Raw genomic sequence first — 21,136 nt, 5'->3', positions numbered from 1 at the left:
AGATTAACTCGTTGTTTGTATACAATAATGTGCTAACGGGCCTGGCGCCGTCAGCGATGCGTACAAACAAAAACGGCCTCCTGCTCTTTATATAAGAGGCAGGAGGCCGTTTCCGGTACTGCAAAAGACGTTATCGCAAGACAGGTCTTATTTGCGGTCTTCCAGCTTGGTGATGTCGCGCGACTCGTAGCCGGTGTACAGCTGGCGTGGGCGGCCAATCTTGTACGGGCTGGAGAGCATTTCTTTCCAGTGGGAGATCCAGCCGACGGTCCGCGCCAGGGCGAAGATTACGGTGAACATGCTGGTTGGAATGCCGATCGCCTTGAGGATGATCCCCGAGTAGAAGTCGACGTTCGGGTACAGCGAGCGTTCGATGAAGTAAGGGTCGGTCAGGGCGATCTCTTCCAGGCGCATGGCCAGTTCGAGTTGCGGATCGTTGTTGATGCCCAGCTCTTTCAGTACTTCGTCGCAGGTCTGCTTCATCACAGTGGCGCGAGGGTCGCGGTTTTTGTAAACCCGGTGACCGAAGCCCATCAGTTTGAACGGATCGTTCTTGTCCTTGGCCTTGGCGATGAATTTGTCGATGTTCGACACATCGCCAATTTCATCCAGCATGGTCAGAACAGCTTCGTTCGCGCCGCCGTGGGCAGGGCCCCACAGTGCAGCGATACCGGCGGCGATGCAGGCGAACGGGTTGGCACCCGAAGAGCCGGCCAGACGTACGGTGGAAGTCGATGCGTTTTGCTCGTGGTCGGCATGGAGGATGAAGATCCGGTCCATGGCCTTGGCGAGTACCGGGCTGATCGGTTTGATCTCGCACGGAGTGTTGAACATCATGTGCAGGAAGTTTTCCGCGTACGTCAGGTCGTTGCGCGGGTACATCATGGGTTGACCCATGGAGTACTTGTAAACCATCGCTGCCAGGGTCGGCATCTTGGCAACCAGGCGGATCGCGGAGATTTCGCGATGCTGCGGGTTATTGATGTCGAGGGAGTCGTGGTAGAAGGCCGAGAGGGCGCCGACTACGCCGCACATGACGGCCATCGGGTGGGCGTCGCGACGGAAGCCGTTGAAGAAGGTCTTCAGCTGTTCGTGAACCATGGTGTGGTTCTTGACGGTGCTGACGAACTGGGCCTTCTGTTCTGCGGTCGGCAATTCGCCGTTGAGCAGCAGATAGCAGGTTTCCAGGTAGTCCGACTTTTCAGCCAACTGCTCGATCGGGTAGCCGCGGTGCAACAGAATGCCGTTGTCGCCGTCGATATAGGTGATCTTCGACTCGCAGGAGGCGGTCGACATGAAACCAGGGTCAAAGGTGAAACGGCCCGTGGCCGTCAGGCCCCGAACATCGATAACATCGGGACCAACGGTGCCGGTTAAAATGGGCAGCTCGACGGGGGCTGCGCCCTCGATGATCAACTGCGCTTTTTTGTCAGCCATGTGGCCTCCTATTTATGCTTGAAATCATCAGACAGACCCCCCACGCAGGGCCCGCACCACTATAGTGAGATAAATTCGAATGTCAATTTGCCTAAAGTCTTGCTCCAGAAGGCTTTAACTGTACTTTTTCCTCGAAATTGCCTGCCATTTACGCCTTTTATTCAACTTGTGCAATGCGCTATTAGGGGAAGGTGAACGCGTTGTCATTAGTAGCCTAACTGTCTATACTCGGCCACCGACCGCCAGGGGCTTTTGGGCCTGCTTTATTGGGGGTCGCATCCCTGGGTGGTGGTTACCTGACCAGTGCACTCCCCAACAACTTTGCCCTGATTGTTAGGGGCTCTTCAGTGTGAAAAAAAAGCCGTGAAAAGCCAACGACCTGTAAACCTAGACCTAAGGACCATCAAACTCCCCATCACCGGCGTTACGTCGTTTCTTCACCGTGTTTCCGGCATCATCCTCTTCCTGGGCCTTGGCTTCATGCTTTATGCATTGGGCAAGTCTCTGGGTTCCGAGGAAGGTTTTGCCGACGTGAAGGCAACCTTGACCAGCCCGCTGGCCAAGTTCGTAGCGTGGGGCCTCCTGTCCGCTCTTCTGTATCACCTGGTAGCCGGTGTGCGCCACTTGATCATGGATATGGGCATCGGTGAGACGCTGGAAGGCGGCCGCCTGGGCTCGAAAATTATCATCGCCATTTCCGTGGTGTTGATCGTTCTGGCAGGAGTTTGGATATGGTAACCAGCGTTACGAACCTTTCGCGTTCCGGCCTTTATGACTGGATGGCGCAACGTGTGTCTGCGGTCGTTCTCGCGGCTTATTTCATCTTCCTGATCGGATACCTCGCTGCGAACCCGGGCATTGGCTACGACCAATGGCACGGCCTGTTCGCCCACAACGGGATGCGTATCTTCAGTCTGCTGGCCCTTGTGGCCCTGGGCGCTCACGCCTGGGTCGGCATGTGGACCATCGCGACCGACTACCTGACGCCGATGGCGCTGGGCAAGTCCGCGACTGCAGTACGTTTCCTTTTCCAGGCAGTATGCGGCGTTGCGATGTTCGCTTACTTCGTCTGGGGTGTGCAGATTCTCTGGGGTATCTGATTCATGGCTAACATTCCAACGATTTCTTTCGACGCCATCATTATTGGTGGTGGCGGTGCCGGCATGCGCGCAGCGCTGCAATTGGCACAGGGCGGTCACAAGACTGCCGTAATCACCAAGGTTTTCCCGACCCGTTCGCACACTGTGTCCGCTCAGGGTGGCATTACCTGCGCCATCGCTTCGGCCGATCCGAACGATGACTGGCGCTGGCACATGTACGATACCGTCAAGGGTTCCGACTACATCGGTGACCAGGACGCTATCGAATACATGTGTCAGGAAGGCCCTGCTGCGGTCTTTGAACTGGACCACATGGGTCTGCCGTTCTCCCGTACAGAGCAAGGTCGTATCTACCAGCGTCCATTCGGCGGTCAGTCGAAGGATTACGGTAAAGGTGGCCAGGCTGCCCGTACCTGCGCCGCTTCCGACCGTACCGGTCACGCGCTGCTGCACACCCTTTATCAGGGCAACCTGAAAGCTGGCACCACATTCCTCAACGAGTACTACGCAGTTGACCTGGTGAAAAACCAGGACGGCGCATTCGTGGGTGTGATCGCCATCTGCATCGAAACGGGCGAGACCAGCTACATCCGCGCCAAGGCCACCGTTCTGGCGACTGGTGGTGCCGGTCGTATCTACTCGTCCACCACCAATGCCCTGATCAACACCGGTGACGGCGTCGGCATGGCCCTGCGTGCTGGCGTTCCGGTGCAAGACATCGAAATGTGGCAGTTCCACCCGACCGGTATTGCCGGCGCTGGTGTACTGGTGACTGAAGGTTGCCGTGGTGAAGGTGGTTACCTCATCAACAAGCACGGCGAGCGTTTCATGGAGCGCTACGCTCCGAACGCCAAAGACCTTGCCGGTCGTGACGTTGTTGCCCGCTCGATGGTTAAAGAAATCATCGCCGGTAACGGTTGCGGTCCGAATGGCGACCACGTACTGCTCAAGCTCGATCACCTGGGCGAAGAAGTACTGCACAGCCGTCTGCCAGGCATCTGCGAACTGTCCAAGACGTTTGCTCACGTTGACCCGGTTGTTGCTCCGGTTCCGGTTGTTCCGACTTGCCACTATATGATGGGCGGTGTTCCGACCAACATTCATGGCCAGGCGATCACCCAGGATGCCGAAGGCGTCGACACCATCATCCCTGGCCTGTTCGCAGTGGGTGAAGTGGCTTGCGTATCGGTTCACGGTGCCAACCGTCTGGGCGGCAACTCGTTGCTCGACCTGGTTGTGTTCGGTCGTGCGGCCGGTCTGCACCTGGAAAAAGCGCTGACTGACGGCATCGAATACGATGACGCTACCGACGCCAACATCGAAACCGCCCTGGCGCGTCTGTCCGCTCTGAACGAGCGTACCGATGGCGAAGACGTGGCAACCCTGCGTCGCGAGCTGCAGAGCTGCATGCAGAACTACTTCGGTGTATTCCGTACCGGCGAATACATGCAGAAGGGTATTGCCCAGCTGGCTGACCTGCGCGTGCGCATCGCCAACGTCAAGATCAACGATAAGTCGCAGGCGTTCAACACTGCGCGTATCGAAGCGCTGGAACTGCAAAACCTGCTGGAAGTGGCCGAAGCCACCGCCATCGCTGCAGAGATCCGTAAAGAGTCCCGCGGTGCTCACGCCCGTGAAGACTTCGAAGACCGCGACGATGAAAACTGGCTGTGCCACACCCTGTTCTTCCCGGGTGACAAGCGCGTTACCAAACGTGCCGTAAACTTCTCGCCGAAAACTGTTCCGACTTTTGAACCTAAGATTCGGACTTATTAAGGGTGGCCGCCATGTTGAAAGTCAGCGTTTATCGTTACAACCCTGATCAGGACGCCGCGCCGTTCATGCAGGAGTTCCAGGTTGATACCGGTGGTAAAGACCTGATGGTGCTGGACGTGCTGGCCCTGATCAAAGAGCAGGACGAAGGTTTCTCCTATCGTCGCTCTTGCCGTGAAGGTGTTTGCGGTTCCGACGGCATGAACATCAACGGCAAAAACGGTCTGGCGTGCGTCACGCCGCTGTCCGCTGTCGTAAAAGGTAACAAGTTGGTTGTTCGTCCACTGCCAGGTTTGCCGGTCATTCGTGACCTGGTCGTCGATATGAGCATCTTCTACAAGCAATACGAGAAGGTGAAGCCTTACCTGCAGAACGACACGCCGGCTCCGGCCATCGAGCGTCTGCAGTCCCCTGAAGAGCGTGAAAAGCTCGACGGTCTGTACGAGTGCATCCTGTGCGCTTGCTGCTCGACCTCGTGCCCGTCCTTCTGGTGGAACCCGGACAAGTTCCTGGGTCCAGCTGCCCTGCTGCAAGCGTACCGCTTCCTGGCAGACAGCCGTGATACCAGGACGTCCGAGCGTCTGGCTTCGCTGGATGACCCGTTCAGCGTATTCCGCTGCCGCGGGATCATGAACTGCGTCAACGTATGTCCGAAAGGCCTGAACCCGACTAAGGCCATCGGTCACATTCGTAACATGCTTCTGCAAAGCGGCGTGTGATACAGCTGTAGTACCCGCAACATTGCTGTACCCGTAGATGCTACGGCGCAGGCTTCAACCGGCGCCGTAGTTTTAACCTGAGCAGCAGCCCATAAAGCTGCGGCTCTTATTTTGAAGAAATGAGACAAGCAGGGGCATCCGGGCTGGTACCCGGACTATCAGCGTGATCCAAGGTGGCTTGTTTTAGTCGCTGCATTCGGACTTCTGCAAGCGTGCTCGGTATCGACGCCGGTGGTGTTCCCCTAACCGAGGGTGACCAAGCATGCAAGAAAGCGTGATGCAGCGCATGTGGAACAGCGCCTACCTATCCGGTAGTAACGCTGCCTATGTGGAAGAGCTCTACGAGCTCTACCTGCACGACCCTAACGCTGTGCCAGAAGAGTGGCGCACCTACTTCCAGAAGTTGCCTGCTGACGGCAACACTGCCACCGATGTTTCGCACTCCACAATTCGCGATCATTTCGTCTTGCTGGCAAAGAACCAGCGCCGCGCACAACCGGTTTCCGCCGGCAGCGTGAGCAGTGAGCACGAGAAGAAGCAAGTTGAAGTGCTGCGATTGATCCAGGCTTACCGTATGCGTGGCCACCAGGCAGCCCAGCTTGACCCGCTGGGGCTGTGGCAGCGTCCTGCACCTGCAGACCTGTCGATCAATCATTACGGCTTGACCAATGCCGATCTTGATACGACCTTCCGTGCCGGAGACCTGTTCATCGGCAAAGAGGAAGCGAGCCTACGCGAAATTCACGAAGCGTTGCAGCAGACATATTGCCGCACCATCGGCGCCGAATTTACGCACATCACCGATTCCGAGCAGCGCCAGTGGTTCCAGCAGCGTCTGGAAAGCGTGCGTGGCCGTCCGACGTACTCCGCCGATATCAAGAGCCATTTGCTTGAGCGCGTGACTGCCGGTGAAGGCCTGGAAAAATACCTGGGTACCAAATACCCGGGCACCAAGCGTTTCGGTCTGGAAGGCGGCGAGAGCCTGATTCCGATGCTTGACGAGCTGATCCAGCGTTCCGGTTCCTACGGCACCAAGGAAATCGTCATCGGCATGGCCCACCGTGGCCGTCTGAACGTTCTGGTCAACACCTTCGGCAAGAACCCGCGCGAGCTGTTCGACGAGTTCGAAGGCAAGAAGAAGGTCGAGCTGGGTTCCGGTGACGTTAAATACCACCAGGGCTTCTCGTCCAACGTGATGACCACCGGTGGTGAAGTTCACCTGGCCATGGCGTTCAACCCGTCCCACCTGGAAATCGTTTCCCCGGTGGTCGAGGGTTCGGTTCGCGCCCGTCAGGATCGTCGTAACGACCCTACCGGCGAGAAGGTTCTGCCGATCTCCATCCACGGTGACGCGGCATTCGCCGGTCAGGGCGTGGTGATGGAAACCTTCCAGATGTCGCAGACCCGCGGTTTCAAAACCGGCGGCACCGTGCACATCGTGATCAACAACCAGGTTGGTTTCACCATCAGCAACCCGCTGGACTCGCGTTCCACCGAGTACGCCACCGACGTTGCCAAAATGATCCAGGCGCCGATCCTCCATGTGAATGGTGATGATCCGGAAGCCGTGTTGTTCGTGACCCAGCTGGCCATCGATTACCGCATGCAGTTCAAGCGTGACGTGGTGATCGACCTGGTCTGCTACCGTCGTCGCGGCCACAACGAGGCCGACGAGCCGAGCGGCACCCAGCCGATCATGTATCAGCAGATCACCAAGCAGCGCACCACCCGTGAGCTGTACGCCGATCGTCTGACCCAGGGCGGTGTGGTCGACGCAGAGCGTGTTCAGGCGAAAGTCGACGAATACCGCAATGCGCTGGACAACGGTCTGCATGTTGTAAAAAGCCTGGTCAAAGAGCCGAACAAAGAGTTGTTCGTGGACTGGCGTCCGTATCTGGGCCACGCCTGGACCGCGCGTCACGACACTCGCTTCGATCTGAAAACCTTGCAGGAACTGTCCGCCAAGCTGCTGGAAATTCCAGAAGGCTTCGTGGTTCAGCGCCAGGTCTCGAAAATCTACGAAGACCGTCAGAAGATGCAAGTCGGCGGCCTGCCGATTAACTGGGGTTACGCCGAAACCATGGCGTACGCGACCCTGGCGTTCGAAGGTCACCCGATCCGCATGACGGGTCAGGACATCGGTCGCGGTACGTTCTCGCACCGTCACGCTGTCTTGCACAACCAGAAAGACGCGGGTACCTACATCCCGTTGCAAAACCTGTACAAGGGCCAGCCGCGTTTCGACCTGTACGATTCGTTCCTGTCCGAAGAAGCCGTACTGGCGTTCGAATACGGTTACTCGACCACCACGCCTGAGGCGCTGGTGATCTGGGAAGCCCAGTTCGGCGACTTCGCCAACGGTGCCCAGGTGGTTATCGACCAGTTCATCACCAGTGGCGAGCACAAGTGGGGCCGTCTTTGCGGTCTGACCATGCTGCTGCCGCACGGTTATGAAGGTCAGGGTCCGGAGCACTCTTCGGCTCGTCTGGAGCGTTACCTGCAGCTGTGCGCCGAGCACAACATCCAGGTAGCCGTTCCGACTACGCCGGCTCAGATCTACCACTTGCTGCGTCGTCAGGTGATCCGCCCGCTGCGCAAGCCGTTGATCGTGCTGACTCCAAAGTCGCTGTTGCGTCACAAACTGGCCGTGTCGACCCTGGAAGATCTGGCCGAAGGTTCGTTCCAGACCGTTATCCCGGAAATCGATGTTCAAGACCCGAAAAAGGTCGAGCGCATTGTTCTGTGCAGCGGCAAGGTCTACTACGACCTGTTGGAAAAACGCCGTGCCGAAGGTCGTGACGACATCGCCGTCGTGCGTATCGAGCAGCTGTACCCATTCCCTGAGGACGACTTGAACGAAGTCCTGGCTCCGTACACCAACCTCAAACATATCGTTTGGTGTCAGGAAGAGCCGATGAACCAGGGTGCCTGGTACTGCAGCCAGCATCACATGCGCCGCATCGTTGGCAATCACAACAAGGCACTCGTACTCGAGTACGCCGGTCGTGACGCTTCCGCTGCACCAGCTTGTGGTTATGCATCGATGCACGCCGAACAGCAGGAAAAACTGCTGCAAGACGCCTTTACTGTTTAACGCCTTCGCGCACCTGAAACCGAATTTAAGGACCCACAGATAATGGCTATCGAAATCAAAGCCCCCACTTTTCCGGAATCGGTTGCCGATGGCACCGTTGCCACCTGGCACAAACAACCGGGCGACGCTGTAAAGCGTGATGACCTGATCGTCGATATCGAAACCGACAAGGTTGTTCTGGAAGTGTTGGCTACCGCTGACGGCGTGCTGGGCGCTATCGTCAAGAACGAAGGCGACACCGTTCTGTCCGACGAAGTGCTGGGTTCCATCGAAGCGGGCGGCGCTGCTGCCGCTCCAGCTGCCGCCGCAGCACCTGCTGCTGCACAAGCTGCTGCTCCTGCTGCTGAAGGCGAAGACGATCCTGTTGCTGCACCGGCTGCTCGCAAGCTGGCTGAAGAAAACGGCATCAACATCTCCTCCGTTGCCGGTACTGGCAAAGGCGGTCGTGTGACCAAGGAAGACGTGGTTGCAGCTGTTGCCGCCAAGAAATCCGCGCCTGCTGCCGCGCCTGCCAAGGCTGCTGCACCGGCTGCCGCTGCTCCGGTTTTCGCCGCTGGCGACCGCATCGAGAAGCGCGTTCCGATGACCCGTGTGCGGGCCACCGTTGCCAAGCGTCTGGTTGAAGCTCAATCGAACATGGCAATGCTGACGACTTTCAACGAAGTCGACATGACTGAAGTCATGGCGCTGCGTTCGAAGTACAAGGATCTCTTCGAGAAGAGCCATAACGGCGTACGCCTGGGCTTCATGTCGTTCTTCGTCAAGGCGGCTACCGAAGCGCTGAAACGCTTCCCGGCTGTCAACGCATCGATCGACGGTGCCGACATCGTTTACCACGGCTACGCTGACGTCGGCGTTGCTGTTTCCAGCGACCGTGGCCTGGTTGTACCGGTTCTGCGTAACGCCGAACTGATGAGCCTGGCTGAAATCGAAGGCGGCATCGCCACCTTCGGCAAGAAGGCTCGTGACGGCAAATTGTCCATGGACGAAATGACCGGCGGCACGTTCACCATCACCAACGGTGGTACCTTCGGTTCGATGATGTCGACTCCGATCGTCAACCCGCCGCAGGCGGCTATCCTGGGCATGCACAACATTCTGCAGCGTCCTATGGCGATCAACGGTCAGGTCGTTATCCGTCCGATGATGTACCTGGCTCTGTCCTACGATCACCGTCTGATCGATGGCAAAGAAGCTGTGACCTTCCTGGTTACCATCAAGAACCTGCTGGAAGACCCGGCTCGTTTGCTGCTGGATATCTGATAGAAGCGGCTGCAGGTCTCAAGCTTCAAGCGGCAAGAAATTGCGGCTTGGCTTGAGGCTTGCGGCTTCAAGCTTGTTGCCAAAAGAGGATTTTTTGAATGTCGCAGAAATTTGACGTAGTAGTGATCGGCGCGGGCCCTGGCGGCTATGTGGCTGCCATCAAAGCAGCGCAGCTGGGTCTCTCGACGGCCTGCATCGAGAAATACACCGACGGCGAAGGGAAGCTCGCGCTGGGCGGTACTTGCCTGAACGTCGGCTGCATTCCATCCAAGGCGCTGCTGGACAGCTCCTGGAAATACAAGGAAGCCAAAGAAGGCTTCGCGATCCACGGTATCAATCACGCTGGCGTGACCATGGACGTGGCTGCAATGGTTGGCCGTAAAGCCAACATCGTCAAAGGCCTGACCTCTGGCGTTGCAACCCTGTTCAAGGCTAACGGCGTAACGTCCCTGCAAGGCCACGGCAAACTGCTGGCCGGCAAGCGCGTTGAGCTGACCAAGCCAGACGGCACCGTTGAAATCATCGAAGCCGAGAACGTGATTCTGGCTTCGGGCTCGCGCCCGATCGATATTCCACCGGCTCCTGTTGACCAGAACGTGATCGTCGATTCGACGGGCGCACTGGAATTCCAGTCCGTGCCTAAGCGCCTGGGCGTGATCGGCGCTGGCGTCATCGGCCTGGAACTGGGTTCGGTATGGTCGCGTCTGGGTTCCCAGGTCGTCGTTCTGGAAGCGCTGGAGAAGTTCCTGCCGGCCGCTGACGAAGCGGTTTCCAAGGAAGCCTTCAAGACCCTGACCAAACAAGGTCTGGACATCAAGCTGGGCGCTCGCGTTACCGGTTCCAAAGTGAACGGCGACGAAGTCGTTGTGAACTACACCGATGCCAATGGCGAACAGAACATCACGTTCGACAAGCTGATCGTTGCCGTTGGTCGCCGTCCAGTGACCACCGAACTGTTGGCTGCCGACAGCGGTGTGAACATCGACGAGCGCGGTTTCGTTTTCGTTGACGACCAGTGCGCTACCAGCGTTCCGGGCGTTTACGCGATCGGTGACGTGGTTCGCGGCATGATGCTGGCGCACAAGGCGTCCGAAGAAGGCATCATGGTCGTTGAGCGCATCAAGGGCCACAAAGCCCAAATCAACTATGACCTGATCCCGTCTGTTATTTATACTCACCCGGAAATCGCATGGGTGGGTAAAACCGAGCAGACCTTGAAAGCCGAAGGCGTTGAAGTTAACGTCGGCACCTTCCCGTTCGCCGCTTCTGGCCGTGCCATGGCAGCCAACGATACCGGTGGTTTCGTCAAGGTCATCGCCGATGCCAAGACTGACCGCGTATTGGGCGTCCACGTCATTGGCCCGAGCGCTGCAGAACTGGTTCAGCAGGGCGCGATCGGTATGGAATTCGGCACCAGCGCTGAAGACCTGGGCATGATGGTTTTCTCCCATCCGACCCTGTCTGAAGCCTTGCACGAAGCAGCTCTGGCTGTGAATGGCGGCGCCATCCACATCGCCAACCGCAAGAAGCGTTAAGACAATAAGAAACCACGGCGGTATAGCCCGTCGTGAGCCTTGCATGCAAAGCTCACCGCGGAACATCCGCTGGACGCAGTCTTGCGTAGCTGCACCGGTTGTCCGGAAAGGCTACGCAAGCAGCAGTCACAGGTGGTGCGGCACTTGAACAAGTGCAGCACCGAATGCGCAGTACCTAACGAAGACGGTAATAAGCATGAATCTTCACGAGTATCAGGGTAAGCAGCTGTTCGCTGAGTACGGCCTGCCAGTATCCCAGGGTTTCGCCGTAGACACCCCGGAAGCAGCAGCAGAAGCTTGCGACAAAATCGGTGGTACCGAGTGGGTTGTCAAAGCCCAGGTCCACGCTGGTGGTCGCGGTAAAGCGGGCGGCGTAAAGCTGGTTCGCAGCAAAGAAGACGCCAAAGCATTCGCACAGCAGTGGCTGGGCAAGCGTCTGGTGACTTACCAGACTGATGCCAATGGTCAGCCAGTCACCAAGATCCTGGTTGAATCGTGCACTGATATCGCTAAAGAGCTGTACCTGGGCGCTGTCGTTGACCGTTCCAGCCGTCGTATCGTGTTCATGGCTTCCACCGAAGGTGGCGTGGACATCGAGAAGATCGCTCACGACACGCCTGAAAAAATCCTGAAGGCCACTATCGATCCACTGGTTGGCGCTCAGCCATTCCAGGGTCGCGAGCTGGCATTCCAGCTGGGTCTGGAAGGCAAGCAAGTTGCTCAGTTCGCCAAGATCTTTGTAGGTCTGGCCAAACTGTTCAAGGATCACGACCTGGCTCTGCTGGAAGTGAACCCGCTGGTGATCAAGGCTGACGGCGATCTGCATTGCCTCGACGCCAAGATCAACATCGACGCCAACGCCATGTACCGTCAGCCTAAGCTGAAGACTTTCCACGATCCGTCGCAAGACGATCCGCGCGAAGCGCACGCTGCCAAGTTCGAACTGAACTACGTAGCACTGGAAGGCAACATCGGTTGCATGGTCAACGGTGCTGGCCTGGCCATGGGTACCATGGACATCGTCAACCTGCATGGCGGCAAACCAGCCAACTTCCTCGACGTGGGCGGCGGTGCTACCAAAGAACGCGTTACCGAAGCGTTCAAGATCATCCTGTCCGACACTAACGTCGCTGCAGTATTGGTCAACATCTTCGGCGGCATCGTTCGTTGCGACATGATTGCCGAAGGCATCATCGGCGCTGTGAAAGAAGTCGGCGTGAAAATCCCGGTTGTTGTTCGCCTTGAAGGCAACAACGCTGAGCTGGGCGCTAAAGTACTGGCAGAAAGCGGTTTGAACATCATCGCTGCTACCAGCCTGACCGACGCTGCTCAACAAGTTGTCAAAGCTGCGGAGGGCAAATAATGAGCGTCCTGATCAATAAAGACACCAAAGTTATCTGCCAGGGTATTACCGGTTCGCAAGGTAGTTTCCACACCCAGCAAGCCATCGAATACGGCACCAAGATGGTTGGTGGCGTTACTCCTGGCAAAGGCGGCACCGAGCACCTGGGTCTGCCAGTGTTCAACACCGTGAAAGATGCTGTAGCTGCCACTGGCGCCACCGCCAGCGTGATCTACGTTCCAGCTCCTTTCTGCAAAGACTCGATCCTGGAAGCTGCTTTCGGCGGCATCAAGCTGATCGTTTGCATCACCGAAGGCATTCCTACCCTGGACATGCTGGACGCTAAAGTTAAGTGCGACGAGCTGGGCGTAGTCCTGATCGGCCCTAACTGCCCAGGCGTGATCACCCCAGGCGAATGCAAGATCGGCATCATGCCAGGTCACATTCACTTGCCAGGCAAGGTCGGTATCGTTTCCCGTTCCGGCACCCTGACCTACGAAGCTGTGAAGCAGACTACTGACGCCGGTTTCGGTCAGTCGACTTGCGTCGGCATCGGTGGTGACCCGATCCCGGGTTCGAACTTCATCGACATCCTGAAGCTGTTCCAGGAAGACCCGAAGACCGAAGCGATCGTTATGATCGGTGAGATCGGCGGTTCGGCTGAAGAAGAAGCGGCTGCCTACATCAAGGCAAACGTGACTAAGCCGGTTGTTTCCTACATCGCTGGTGTGACTGCCCCTGCAGGCAAGCGCATGGGCCATGCTGGCGCAATCATCTCTGGCGGCAAAGGCACTGCAGACGAGAAGTTTGCTGCCCTGGAAGACGCAGGCGTTAAAACCGTGCGTTCGCTGGCAGACATCGGCAAGGCTTTGTCCGAGCTGACAGGTTGGGCGATCAAATAAGCTTCGTGCTTGGCTGACGCTTCACCAGACAAAGGCCACCTTCGGGTGGCCTTTGTTGTTTCTGAGGATCAAAAGATCGCAGCCTTCGGCAGCTCCTACATGGGGTTGCGTACCAAACGTAGGACTCGCCGAAGGCTGCGATCTTTTGATCTTTGCTTTTTAAATGAAATTTACATACGAAAACGCGACATGGAATTGTCGTGTATCGGATAGTTCGCCCTCTAACAGTGCGTTCGTCACCCAAATTAGTTAGGCTAGCCGCCATTTTTGCGTCAGCGTCCCACAAGGAAGCGTCGCGCTAAAAGGGTCAGTCCTATGCGGACCGACAGCATTTCCCTCACCCATAAGGGAAATCCCTCTCTAAATTCCGATTCAGTAGTGTGGTATTTCCTTAATGAAAGTGTTGAAAGGCCAGGACATCCTGGCACTTGGTTTTATGACGTTTGCCCTGTTTGTCGGGGCTGGCAATATTATCTTCCCGCCTATTGTCGGTTTGCAGTCCGGGCCTCATGTCTGGATGGCGGCGCTAGGGTTCCTGATCACCGCAGTCGGTTTGCCGGTCATCACCGTTGTAGCCCTGGCCAAGGTCGGCGGCGCCATGGATGCATTGAGCAGCCCGATTGGTAAAGTCGCCGGAGGCTTGCTGGCCGCCGCGTGCTACCTCGCTGTAGGCCCTTTGTTCGCCACTCCCCGAACCGCTACCGTGTCGTTCGAAGTCGGCTTGGCACCGCTGACGGGTGAAAGCCCGCTGGCGCTGTTCCTCTATAGCTCGGTGTACTTCCTGCTTGTGTTCTTCATTTCGCTCTACCCGGGCCGACTGCTGGATACCGTAGGACGTTTCCTCGCGCCGCTGAAGATCATCGCCCTGGCGGCACTCGGTATTGCAGCGTTTGCGTTGCCAGCCGGTGATGTCGGTGTGGCCACGCCGGAATACGTGGCGGCTCCATTCTCCCAAGGCTTCATCAATGGTTACCTGACCATGGATACGCTGGGTGCGCTGGTGTTCGGTATCGTGATCGTCAACGCCATCCGCTCTCGTGGCGTTGATTCGCCGGTGCTGATTACCCGTTACGCGATCATTGCAGGGCTGATCGCCGGCGTGGGCCTGGCGCTGGTATACGTCAGTCTGTTCCGTCTTGGGTCGGGCAGCCATGAAGTGGCGGCCGGGGCTACCAACGGTGCGGCAGTGCTGCATGCCTATGTCCAACACACCTTCGGTTCGCTGGGCAGCGGTTTCCTTGCGGTGCTGATCTCGTTGGCGTGCCTGGTCACAGCGGTCGGTCTGACCTGCGCTTGTGCCGAGTACTTCAGCCGTGTGCTGCCACTGTCTTACAAAACCCTGGTGATTATCCTGGCGGCGTTTTCCCTCCTGGTGTCCAACCTGGGGCTCACCAAGTTGATTGCGTTCTCGATCCCGGTCCTGACCGCCATCTACCCGCCGTGCATCGCGTTGGTGGCGCTGAGCTTCTGCAAAGACTTCTGGCATGAGCAGGGTCGCATCGTCGGTCCGGTGATGCTGGTGTCGTTCATCTTCGGCCTGATCGATGCGCTTAAAGGCGCAGGTCTCGCGGACTGGATGCCTGCGCAGTTGTCCCACTTGCCGCTCAGCGAGCAAGGTTTGGCGTGGCTGGTGCCATCGGTCATGACGTTGGTGGTCGCAGTGGTCTGCGATCGCCTGCTGGGCAAACGCGAAGAAGCGTTGGCGTAAGCGTCCTCAAGGCCCGTCACAAACGGGCTGCGAGCACACAGGAAATGCCCCGTATCAATCGATGCGGGGCATTTTTTTTGCAAACGGTGCAGTGTCTTTTTCCCTGATCTATCGTCGAACCACAGACAGTAAGCGCAAGGCTTGCCGACGCCACCACATCACAAGGACCTGCATGTCGTTCATCCACGCCAATCTGATCCATCTTCTCGCCGCGCTCTGGTTTGTCATCTGCTGGGGCGGCTACACCCGTTATGCCACGTGGAAAGGCCGCGACACCGCCTGCCTGGCCAGTGTGCTGCATCTTTATCGTGAAGACTGGATGCGCCGTATGCTGTTGCGCGACAACCGCATTGCCGACGCCAGTGTGATTGGCAACCTGGAACGTAATGCATCGTTCTTCGCCTCCAGCACGCTGATTATTCTGGCCGGTATCCTCACCGTGCTGGGTGCGTCCGAAAGGGCGGTGTCGTTGCTGGCGGATATTCCGATGGTGCAGCAGGCGTCCCAGGGCATGTCAGAGATCAAGCTGCTGTGCCTGGCAATGGTTTTTGTCTATGCGTTCTTCACGTTCAGCTGGTGCATGCGGCAATACAATTTTGCGGCCATCCTGGTCGGATCGGCCCCCATGGTCGGTGAGCGACATGTGTCCGAGCAGGAACGAAAGGCTTTTGCTGCCCGCGCCGCTCGTGTCATTTCCATGGCTGCCAACCAGTTCAACTTCGGGCTGCGCTCCTATTACTTTGGCATGACGATGCTGGCCTGGTTTGTCAGCCCGTGGTTGTTCATGCTGTTGAGTACCGGTGTGGTGCTGGTGCTGTACCGACGCGAGTTTCATTCTGACGTTCTCGACGTGATGGTCTATACCCCTACAGAGGCGCCATTGCCTGAAGCGAACAAAGAGGCTGTTTGATGAGTATTCCGTTTTGGTGTGTGTTTATCAGTGCGTTGCTTATTTATGTGGCGCGCATGCCCGTTGCCAAAGCCATGAAAGAGCAGGGTGGTTACAACAATCACCTGCCGCGCCAGCAACAGGCACAACTCACCGGGTTCGGCGCGCGTGCGGTGGCGGCTCATCAGAACAGCATTGAAGCGTTCATCTTGTTTGCCGTCGGTGTCTTGATGGCTCACACCACGCAAACGGCGGGATGGTTGATTGACTCGCTGGCCATCATCTTTGTTATTTCCCGCATCATCTATCTGCTGTGCTACTGGGGCGATCTGGCCTGGCAACGCAGTCTGGTTTGGATCGTCGGATTAGTGTGTTCTTTGTTGCTGATGATTAGTCCGACTTTTAGAACTATTTTGCTGTAACCCTAAAGCCAAATCGCAGACAAAAGAAAACCCGCACTTGGCGGGTTTTCTTTGCGACGCTAAAAACGATTTAGTTTTTAGGTGCTTCTTTTGCAGCTGCTTCGTTCGATTCAGCCTGAGCTTTGGCAGCTTCAGCGTTTTCTTTCGCTGCGTCGTTCACTTTATCCTGAGCTTTGTTCATGTCTTGCTGAGCTTGCTCAGCATGTTGGTTAGCATCTTGAGCTTTGTCCTCGGATTTTTTATCGCAGGCTGCGAGACCGAGGGAAGCGGTCAACATCAAGGCAATAGCTAAAGTCTTCTGCATGGGGTGTTTCTCCTTATGGAAAATATCTACTGGCCTTTCGAGCACAGCCGTCATCGTTAAGTTCCTCAATTCTCACAGATATATAAGATTATTCTGACGGGAACTTTTGCCCGATCCCGTGGGTATGACGACCGAGCATCTAAATGGAGTTTTAATCATGGCTGAAAACCCTGTTTTTGAGCGTGCCACGCGATTCCTTTCCGCTTTGCGCCACTGTCAGGTGCTCGGGTTGCGAGTTCACAGCGCCAGCAACGAAGGGCTCACCGTCATCCTGCCTTACAGCCCGCAGATTGTCGGGAATCCGCAAACCGGGGTTATACATGGCGGCGCTCTGACCTCGCTGATGGACACGGCCTGCGGCATGTCCACGCTGTGCGTACTGCCCGAATTCGAAGTCTGCCCGACACTCGACCTGCGCATCGATTACATGCATGCCGCCGAACCCCATAAAGATGTCTATGGTTTCGCCCAATGCTATCGAGTGACCACCGATGTGATCTTTGCCCGCGGTTTTGCCTATCAGGACGATCCCGAACAGCCTATTGCCCATGTCGTCGGCACATTCATGCGCATGGGCACGGCGGTTAAAGGCACTAAAGGTTTTGGTGGCGCGATCGCCAGCGGTACGAAATGAGGAGTGCGAAATGACTGACATGATCAAGGATCAGCTTAAGCAAGCCCATGAACAGGGGGATTACGCTCCACTTCTGGATATGATTCCCTACGCCAGGCTGATCGGCGTCGAATGTTCACGCGTAGGGGATGAACTACTGTTCCGCCTGCCGGCCAACAAAGACAACATTGGTAACCCTTTGCTACCGGCCATCCATGGTGGCGTGATTGCCGGTTTCATGGAGCTGTCCGCCGCGCTGCACCTGCTGATTTTTACCGGTTCGCCGGAGGTACCGAAGATTATCGACTTTTCCCTCGACTACCTGCGTGCAGGGCACTTTCGCGACACATGGGCTCGATGTCAGGTCGCCCGTCAAGGCCGCCGTGTCGCCAACGTGGCGATTACCGCCTGGCAAAGCACCGAAGCCGAACCCATCGCGACGGCGCGCGCCCACTTCAAAATCGAAGAGCCCTTGAAATCCTGATCACTGCCCCCAACTTTGATGACAACCCGCCGTCGACCCAGAAGGTCACGGCCACTGCCATCTGATTGGAGTTTGATGACCATGAGTGTGGAAACTCAAAAGGAAACCCTGGGCTTCCAGACCGAGGTGAAGCAGCTGCTGCACCTCATGATCCATTCGCTGTATTCCAACAAGGAAATTTTCCTTCGCGAATTGATCTCGAACGCCTCTGACGCTGTCGACAAATTACGTTTTGAAGCCCTGGCCAAGCCAGAGCTGCTGGAAGGCGGCGCGGAACTTAAAATCCGTGTGAGCTTCGACAAGGACGCTAAAACCGTCACGCTCGAAGACAACGGCATCGGCATGAACCGCGAAGAGGCGATTGCTCACCTGGGCACCATCGCCAAGTCCGGCACCGCTGACTTCATGAAGCACCTGTCGGGCGATCAGAAGAAAGACTCGCACCTGATCGGCCAATTCGGTGTTGGTTTCTACTCTGCGTTCATCGTTGCCGATAAGGTTGACGTGTTCAGCCGTCGTGCCGGTGATGCTGCCAGCGAAGGTGTGCACTGGTCGTCCAAGGGCGAAGGTGACTTTGAAGTCGCCACCATTGAGAAGGCTGACCGTGGCACTCGCATCGTCCTGCACCTGAAATCCGGTGAAGACGAATTCGCTGATGGCTGGCGTTTGCGCAACATCATCAAGAAGTACTCCGATCACATTGCCTTGCCGATCGAGTTGCCGAAAGAAGTGGCAGCCGTTGAAGGTGAAGAGGCACCGGCCGTTGAATGGGAAACCGTCAACCGCGCCAGCGCCCTGTGGACTCGTCCTCGCAACGAAGTGAAGGACGAGGAGTACCAGGAGTTCTACAAGCACATCGCTCACGATTTCGAGAACCCGCTGAGCTGGAGCCATAACAAGGTCGAAGGCAAGCTGGAATACAGCTCGTTGCTTTACGTGCCGGCCCGTGCTCCGTTCGACCTGTACCAGCGTGAAGCGCCGAAAGGCCTGAAGCTGTATGTGCAGCGCGTGTTCGTCATGGATCAGGCTGAGTCGTTCCTGCCGTTGTACCTGCGCTTCATCAAAGGCGTAGTCGATTCCAATGATCTGTCGCTGAACGTGTCGCGGGAAATCCTGCAGAAAGACCCGATCATCGATTCCATGAAGTCGGCGCTGACCAAGCGCGTTCTGGACATGCTGGAAAAACTGGCGAAAAACGATCCTGAGCAATACAAGGGTTTCTGGAAGAATTTCGGTCAGGTCATGAAAGAAGGCCCGGCAGAAGACTTCGCCAACAAAGAGAAAATTGCTGGCCTGCTGCGTTTTGCATCCACTCAGGGTGAAGAAGGCGAGCAAGTGGTTTCCCTGGCCGAATACCTGGCTCGCGCCAAGGAAGGTCAGGACAAGATCTACTACCTGACCGGCGAAACCTACGCACAAGTCAAAAACAGCCCGCACCTGGAAGTCTTCCGCAAGAAAGGCATCGAAGTGCTGCTGCTGACCGATCGCATCGACGAGTGGCTGATGAGCTACCTCAGCGACTTCGACGGCAAGACTTTTGTCGACGTGGCGCGTGGTGACCTGGATCTCGGCAATCTGGATTCGGAAGAAGACAAGAAAGCCGCTGAAGAAGTCGCCAAGTCCAAAGAAGGTCTGGTTGAGCGTCTGAAATCGGCACTGGGTGACTCGGTTGCTGAAGTGCGGGTTTCCCATCGCCTGACCGATTCTCCGGCGATTCTGGCCATCGGCGAGCAGGACCTGGGCCTGCAGATGCGTCAGATTCTGGAAGCCAGTGGGCAGAAGGTTCCGGATTCGAAGCCGATCTTCGAATTCAACCCGGCTCACCCGTTGATCGAGAAACTCGACAATGAGCAGAGCGACGAGCGCTTCGGCGATCTGTCGCACATTCTGTTCGATCAGGCGGCCTTGGCAGCCGGCGACAGCTTGAAGGATCCGGCCGCTTATGTGCGCCGTCTCAACAAGCTGTTGGTTGAACTGTCGGCTTGACCGCGTTGTAAAAAACCCGCTTCGGCGGGTTTTTTTATGTCGGTCACTTTGTAGCAGCTGCCGAGCCTGCGAGGCTGCGTCGGCTCCGGGGTCGCTCTCGACCGGAGCAGTTTTACGACTGCTACGCAGCCGGACGCAGCCTCGCAGGCTCGGCAGCTGCTACAGGGTCTGTGTCGATTTAGTCCTTCACAAGGGCGTGGGTTCGCTTCGGTGTTTCGGCAATTCGATCCGCTCACTTTCCCCCGGCACTGTCGGCCACTCTCCGGCCGCCCAGCGTCGCCGCGCTTCGTCTATTGCCGCCGGGTCGCTCGCCACAAAATTCCAGTTGATCCGTCGCGGCCCATCCAGCGGGGCGCCACCGAACAACAGCGCATGACAGTCGCTCTCGGCGAACAGTGTCATCTCTTCTGCGGCAGGTAACACCACCAGGGAATTCAACTCCAGACGCTCGCCGTCCAGATAGGCGTCGCCGCTCAACACGTACAACGCGCGTTCTTCATGCTCTGTCGGAATCAGCAAAGTTGTTGCTGTCTGAAGGCTCAATTCGGCATACAGCGTAGGAGAAAGCACTGGAACCGGCGATTCCAGGCAAAAACCTGTTCCCGCAATCATCCTGATCTTCACCCCCAGGTTATCGCTGACCGGCAAGGTAGCAGCCGGGTGATGGCTGTAATGCCCCGGGCCCTGCTCGTGAGCCTTGGGAGACGCCAGCCAGATTTGCAGGCCGTGCATCGTGAAGCCGCTTTCCCTCAATGCTTCAGGAGTACGCTCGACGTGGGCAATAGCGCTGCCCGCGGTCATCCAGCTGACATCGCCAGCTGCGACCACTTGATCGGAGCCGAGACTGTCTTTGTGCTGGATTTGTCCCTGGAACAGGTAGGTGAGGGTGGATAAGCCGATGTGTGGATGCTGGCGGATGTTCATGCCTTTACCCGGCTGATAAACCGTTTCGAGCATGTGGTCGAAAAATACAAAGGGACCGACGCTGCGGCATTTCGCGGAGGGCAGTGGGCGCAGAATCGGTTGGCCTTCGACATCTTCGGCGCGAGGGCGAATCACAAGCGGAGTATTCATGGTGCATTCCAGGCTGAGCGGGTGACGCGAAGAGCATAACCCGCTCGCGCAGCCTTTGCTGTTACTGGCTGAATGCGCCTTCTGACAGGTGAGTTTCGATGCTGACGTCAGTGGTGGTCATGAGTTTGTGAATCGGGCAACGATCAGCCACGCGGTGCAGTTCATCCCGCTGTGCGTCGGTGAGTACGCCCTTGAGCGTCAGCTTGACGTGCAATGCGTATTTGCCTTTTTGTTCTTCGCTGTTGTCGCGTTTGACCTCGACCGTCACGCCGGTCAACGGAATGTCTTTCTTTTTGGCGTACATCTTCAGGGTCAGGGCTTTGCAGGCGCCCAGGGCGGCGTCGAAATAATCGTGCGGCTCCGGCGCCGAGCCTTCGCCACCGGCGGAGGTGGGGGCATCAGCAAAAAATTCGTGCTCGTCGATTTGTACACTGTGGCGCAAACCCTCGGCGGATACGGTGTTAACGGTAACTGTCATGGGAGACCTCGTA

At 57.0% G+C, this 21,136-nt stretch carries 19 protein-coding genes; 15 read left to right on the top strand and 4 right to left on the bottom strand.

What is annotated here, in order from left to right; translation table 11 throughout:
• Positions 1-147 precede the first annotated feature (147 nt).
• Entirely contained in the window at positions 148-1,437 is a 1,290-nt protein-coding gene (gene gltA, locus GBC55_RS00480; protein ID WP_003222994.1) for a citrate synthase, read from the bottom strand.
• A 363-nt stretch (positions 1,438-1,800) separates the two neighbouring features.
• Here gltA and sdhC point away from each other — a divergent pair, with 363 nt between their 5' ends.
• The 12 genes from sdhC to GBC55_RS00420 all read left to right on the top strand — a co-directional run bounded on the left by sdhC (position 1,801) and on the right by GBC55_RS00420 (position 16,184).
• Entirely contained in the window at positions 1,801-2,175 is a 375-nt protein-coding gene (gene sdhC, locus GBC55_RS00475) for a succinate dehydrogenase, cytochrome b556 subunit (RefSeq protein WP_162436054.1), read from the top strand.
• A complete protein-coding gene (gene sdhD, locus GBC55_RS00470; protein WP_007977503.1) occupies positions 2,169-2,537 on the top strand; it encodes a succinate dehydrogenase, hydrophobic membrane anchor protein in 369 nt (122 codons plus the stop codon). The genes sdhC and sdhD overlap by 7 nt, the downstream gene beginning before the upstream one ends.
• A gap of 3 nt (positions 2,538-2,540) precedes the next feature.
• Positions 2,541-4,313 carry a succinate dehydrogenase flavoprotein subunit gene (sdhA, locus tag GBC55_RS00465; RefSeq protein WP_162436055.1) on the top strand — a complete coding sequence of 591 codons (1,773 nt, stop codon included), beginning with the start codon at positions 2,541-2,543 and terminating at the stop codon, positions 4,311-4,313.
• Positions 4,314-4,324: 11 nt separating this feature from the next.
• Complete coding sequence (locus GBC55_RS00460; RefSeq protein ID WP_162436056.1) at positions 4,325-5,029, top strand: succinate dehydrogenase iron-sulfur subunit; 705 nt, start codon at positions 4,325-4,327, stop codon at positions 5,027-5,029.
• 262 nt (positions 5,030-5,291) lie between these two features.
• On the top strand, positions 5,292-8,123 hold the full coding sequence (locus GBC55_RS00455; RefSeq protein WP_162436057.1) for a 2-oxoglutarate dehydrogenase E1 component: 2,832 nt from the start codon (positions 5,292-5,294) through the stop codon (positions 8,121-8,123).
• A gap of 42 nt (positions 8,124-8,165) precedes the next feature.
• Entirely contained in the window at positions 8,166-9,386 is a 1,221-nt protein-coding gene (gene odhB / locus GBC55_RS00450; protein ID WP_162436058.1) for a 2-oxoglutarate dehydrogenase complex dihydrolipoyllysine-residue succinyltransferase, read from the top strand.
• A gap of 98 nt (positions 9,387-9,484) precedes the next feature.
• Positions 9,485-10,921 carry a dihydrolipoyl dehydrogenase gene (gene lpdA / locus GBC55_RS00445; RefSeq protein WP_162436059.1) on the top strand — a complete coding sequence of 479 codons (1,437 nt, stop codon included), beginning with the start codon at positions 9,485-9,487 and terminating at the stop codon, positions 10,919-10,921.
• 196 nt (positions 10,922-11,117) lie between these two features.
• Positions 11,118-12,284 carry an ADP-forming succinate--CoA ligase subunit beta gene (gene sucC, locus GBC55_RS00440; RefSeq protein ID WP_008148602.1) on the top strand — a complete coding sequence of 389 codons (1,167 nt, stop codon included), beginning with the start codon at positions 11,118-11,120 and terminating at the stop codon, positions 12,282-12,284.
• Positions 12,284-13,165, top strand: coding sequence for a succinate--CoA ligase subunit alpha (gene sucD / locus GBC55_RS00435; RefSeq protein WP_007898976.1), 882 nt, complete (start codon positions 12,284-12,286; stop codon positions 13,163-13,165). Before sucC ends, sucD begins: the two co-directional genes overlap by 1 nt.
• A 394-nt stretch (positions 13,166-13,559) precedes the next feature.
• The gene (gene brnQ / locus GBC55_RS00430; RefSeq protein WP_162436060.1) at positions 13,560-14,873 is read left to right on the top strand and encodes a branched-chain amino acid transport system II carrier protein; all 1,314 of its coding nucleotides are present in this window, start codon (positions 13,560-13,562) and stop codon (positions 14,871-14,873) included.
• Positions 14,874-15,045: 172 nt separating this feature from the next.
• Positions 15,046-15,783: a DUF599 family protein gene (locus tag GBC55_RS00425; protein WP_162436061.1), complete on the top strand. Its 738-nt coding sequence runs from the start codon at positions 15,046-15,048 to the stop codon at positions 15,781-15,783.
• On the top strand, positions 15,783-16,184 hold the full coding sequence (locus GBC55_RS00420) for an MAPEG family protein (protein ID WP_162436062.1): 402 nt from the start codon (positions 15,783-15,785) through the stop codon (positions 16,182-16,184). The genes GBC55_RS00425 and GBC55_RS00420 overlap by 1 nt, the downstream gene beginning before the upstream one ends.
• A gap of 70 nt (positions 16,185-16,254) precedes the next feature.
• Here GBC55_RS00420 and GBC55_RS00415 read toward each other — a convergent pair whose 3' ends face one another.
• Positions 16,255-16,488 carry a hypothetical protein gene (locus tag GBC55_RS00415; protein ID WP_162436063.1) on the bottom strand — a complete coding sequence of 78 codons (234 nt, stop codon included), beginning with the start codon at positions 16,486-16,488 and terminating at the stop codon, positions 16,255-16,257.
• A gap of 157 nt (positions 16,489-16,645) precedes the next feature.
• Here GBC55_RS00415 and GBC55_RS00410 point away from each other — a divergent pair, with 157 nt between their 5' ends.
• The 3 genes from GBC55_RS00410 to htpG all read left to right on the top strand — a co-directional run bounded on the left by GBC55_RS00410 (position 16,646) and on the right by htpG (position 19,571).
• The gene (locus tag GBC55_RS00410) at positions 16,646-17,122 is read left to right on the top strand and encodes a PaaI family thioesterase (RefSeq protein ID WP_162436064.1); all 477 of its coding nucleotides are present in this window, start codon (positions 16,646-16,648) and stop codon (positions 17,120-17,122) included.
• Between the two features lie 10 nt (positions 17,123-17,132).
• Positions 17,133-17,585, top strand: a complete 453-nt coding sequence (locus tag GBC55_RS00405) for a PaaI family thioesterase (protein WP_162436065.1) — start codon at positions 17,133-17,135, stop codon at positions 17,583-17,585.
• Between the two features lie 81 nt (positions 17,586-17,666).
• Entirely contained in the window at positions 17,667-19,571 is a 1,905-nt protein-coding gene (htpG, locus tag GBC55_RS00400; protein WP_162436066.1) for a molecular chaperone HtpG, read from the top strand.
• Between the two features lie 186 nt (positions 19,572-19,757).
• Here htpG and GBC55_RS00395 read toward each other — a convergent pair whose 3' ends face one another.
• Entirely contained in the window at positions 19,758-20,645 is an 888-nt protein-coding gene (locus tag GBC55_RS00395; RefSeq protein WP_162436067.1) for a pirin family protein, read from the bottom strand.
• A gap of 61 nt (positions 20,646-20,706) precedes the next feature.
• The gene (locus tag GBC55_RS00390) at positions 20,707-21,123 is read right to left on the bottom strand and encodes an OsmC family protein (protein ID WP_162436068.1); all 417 of its coding nucleotides are present in this window, start codon (positions 21,121-21,123) and stop codon (positions 20,707-20,709) included.
• Between the last annotated feature and the right edge of the window lie 13 nt (positions 21,124-21,136).

It is taken from the genome of Pseudomonas sp. TNT3 (assembly GCF_010095445.2).
GTDB lineage: Bacteria > Pseudomonadota > Gammaproteobacteria > Pseudomonadales > Pseudomonadaceae > Aquipseudomonas.
The sequence above is the reverse complement of the archived record's forward strand: the minus strand, read 5'-3'. Positions and strand labels throughout refer to the sequence as shown.

Excerpts from the sequence above, each read along its gene's own strand:
- gltA (WP_003222994.1), bottom strand. The coding sequence starts at position 1,437 with ATGGCTGACAAAAAAGCGCAGTTGATCATCGAGGGCGCAGCCCCCGTC.
- sdhD (WP_007977503.1), top strand. The coding sequence starts at position 2,169 with ATGGTAACCAGCGTTACGAACCTTTCGCGTTCCGGCCTTTATGACTGG.
- sdhA (WP_162436055.1), top strand. The coding sequence starts at position 2,541 with ATGGCTAACATTCCAACGATTTCTTTCGACGCCATCATTATTGGTGGT.
- GBC55_RS00460 (WP_162436056.1), top strand. The coding sequence starts at position 4,325 with ATGTTGAAAGTCAGCGTTTATCGTTACAACCCTGATCAGGACGCCGCG.
- GBC55_RS00455 (WP_162436057.1), top strand. The coding sequence starts at position 5,292 with ATGCAAGAAAGCGTGATGCAGCGCATGTGGAACAGCGCCTACCTATCC.
- odhB (WP_162436058.1), top strand. The coding sequence starts at position 8,166 with ATGGCTATCGAAATCAAAGCCCCCACTTTTCCGGAATCGGTTGCCGAT.
- lpdA (WP_162436059.1), top strand. The coding sequence starts at position 9,485 with ATGTCGCAGAAATTTGACGTAGTAGTGATCGGCGCGGGCCCTGGCGGC.
- sucC (WP_008148602.1), top strand. The coding sequence starts at position 11,118 with ATGAATCTTCACGAGTATCAGGGTAAGCAGCTGTTCGCTGAGTACGGC.
- sucD (WP_007898976.1), top strand. The coding sequence starts at position 12,284 with ATGAGCGTCCTGATCAATAAAGACACCAAAGTTATCTGCCAGGGTATT.
- brnQ (WP_162436060.1), top strand. The coding sequence starts at position 13,560 with ATGAAAGTGTTGAAAGGCCAGGACATCCTGGCACTTGGTTTTATGACG.
- GBC55_RS00425 (WP_162436061.1), top strand. The coding sequence starts at position 15,046 with ATGTCGTTCATCCACGCCAATCTGATCCATCTTCTCGCCGCGCTCTGG.
- GBC55_RS00420 (WP_162436062.1), top strand. The coding sequence starts at position 15,783 with ATGAGTATTCCGTTTTGGTGTGTGTTTATCAGTGCGTTGCTTATTTAT.
- GBC55_RS00415 (WP_162436063.1), bottom strand. The coding sequence starts at position 16,488 with ATGCAGAAGACTTTAGCTATTGCCTTGATGTTGACCGCTTCCCTCGGT.
- GBC55_RS00410 (WP_162436064.1), top strand. The coding sequence starts at position 16,646 with ATGGCTGAAAACCCTGTTTTTGAGCGTGCCACGCGATTCCTTTCCGCT.
- GBC55_RS00405 (WP_162436065.1), top strand. The coding sequence starts at position 17,133 with ATGACTGACATGATCAAGGATCAGCTTAAGCAAGCCCATGAACAGGGG.
- htpG (WP_162436066.1), top strand. The coding sequence starts at position 17,667 with ATGAGTGTGGAAACTCAAAAGGAAACCCTGGGCTTCCAGACCGAGGTG.
- GBC55_RS00395 (WP_162436067.1), bottom strand. The coding sequence starts at position 20,645 with ATGAATACTCCGCTTGTGATTCGCCCTCGCGCCGAAGATGTCGAAGGC.
- GBC55_RS00390 (WP_162436068.1), bottom strand. The coding sequence starts at position 21,123 with ATGACAGTTACCGTTAACACCGTATCCGCCGAGGGTTTGCGCCACAGT.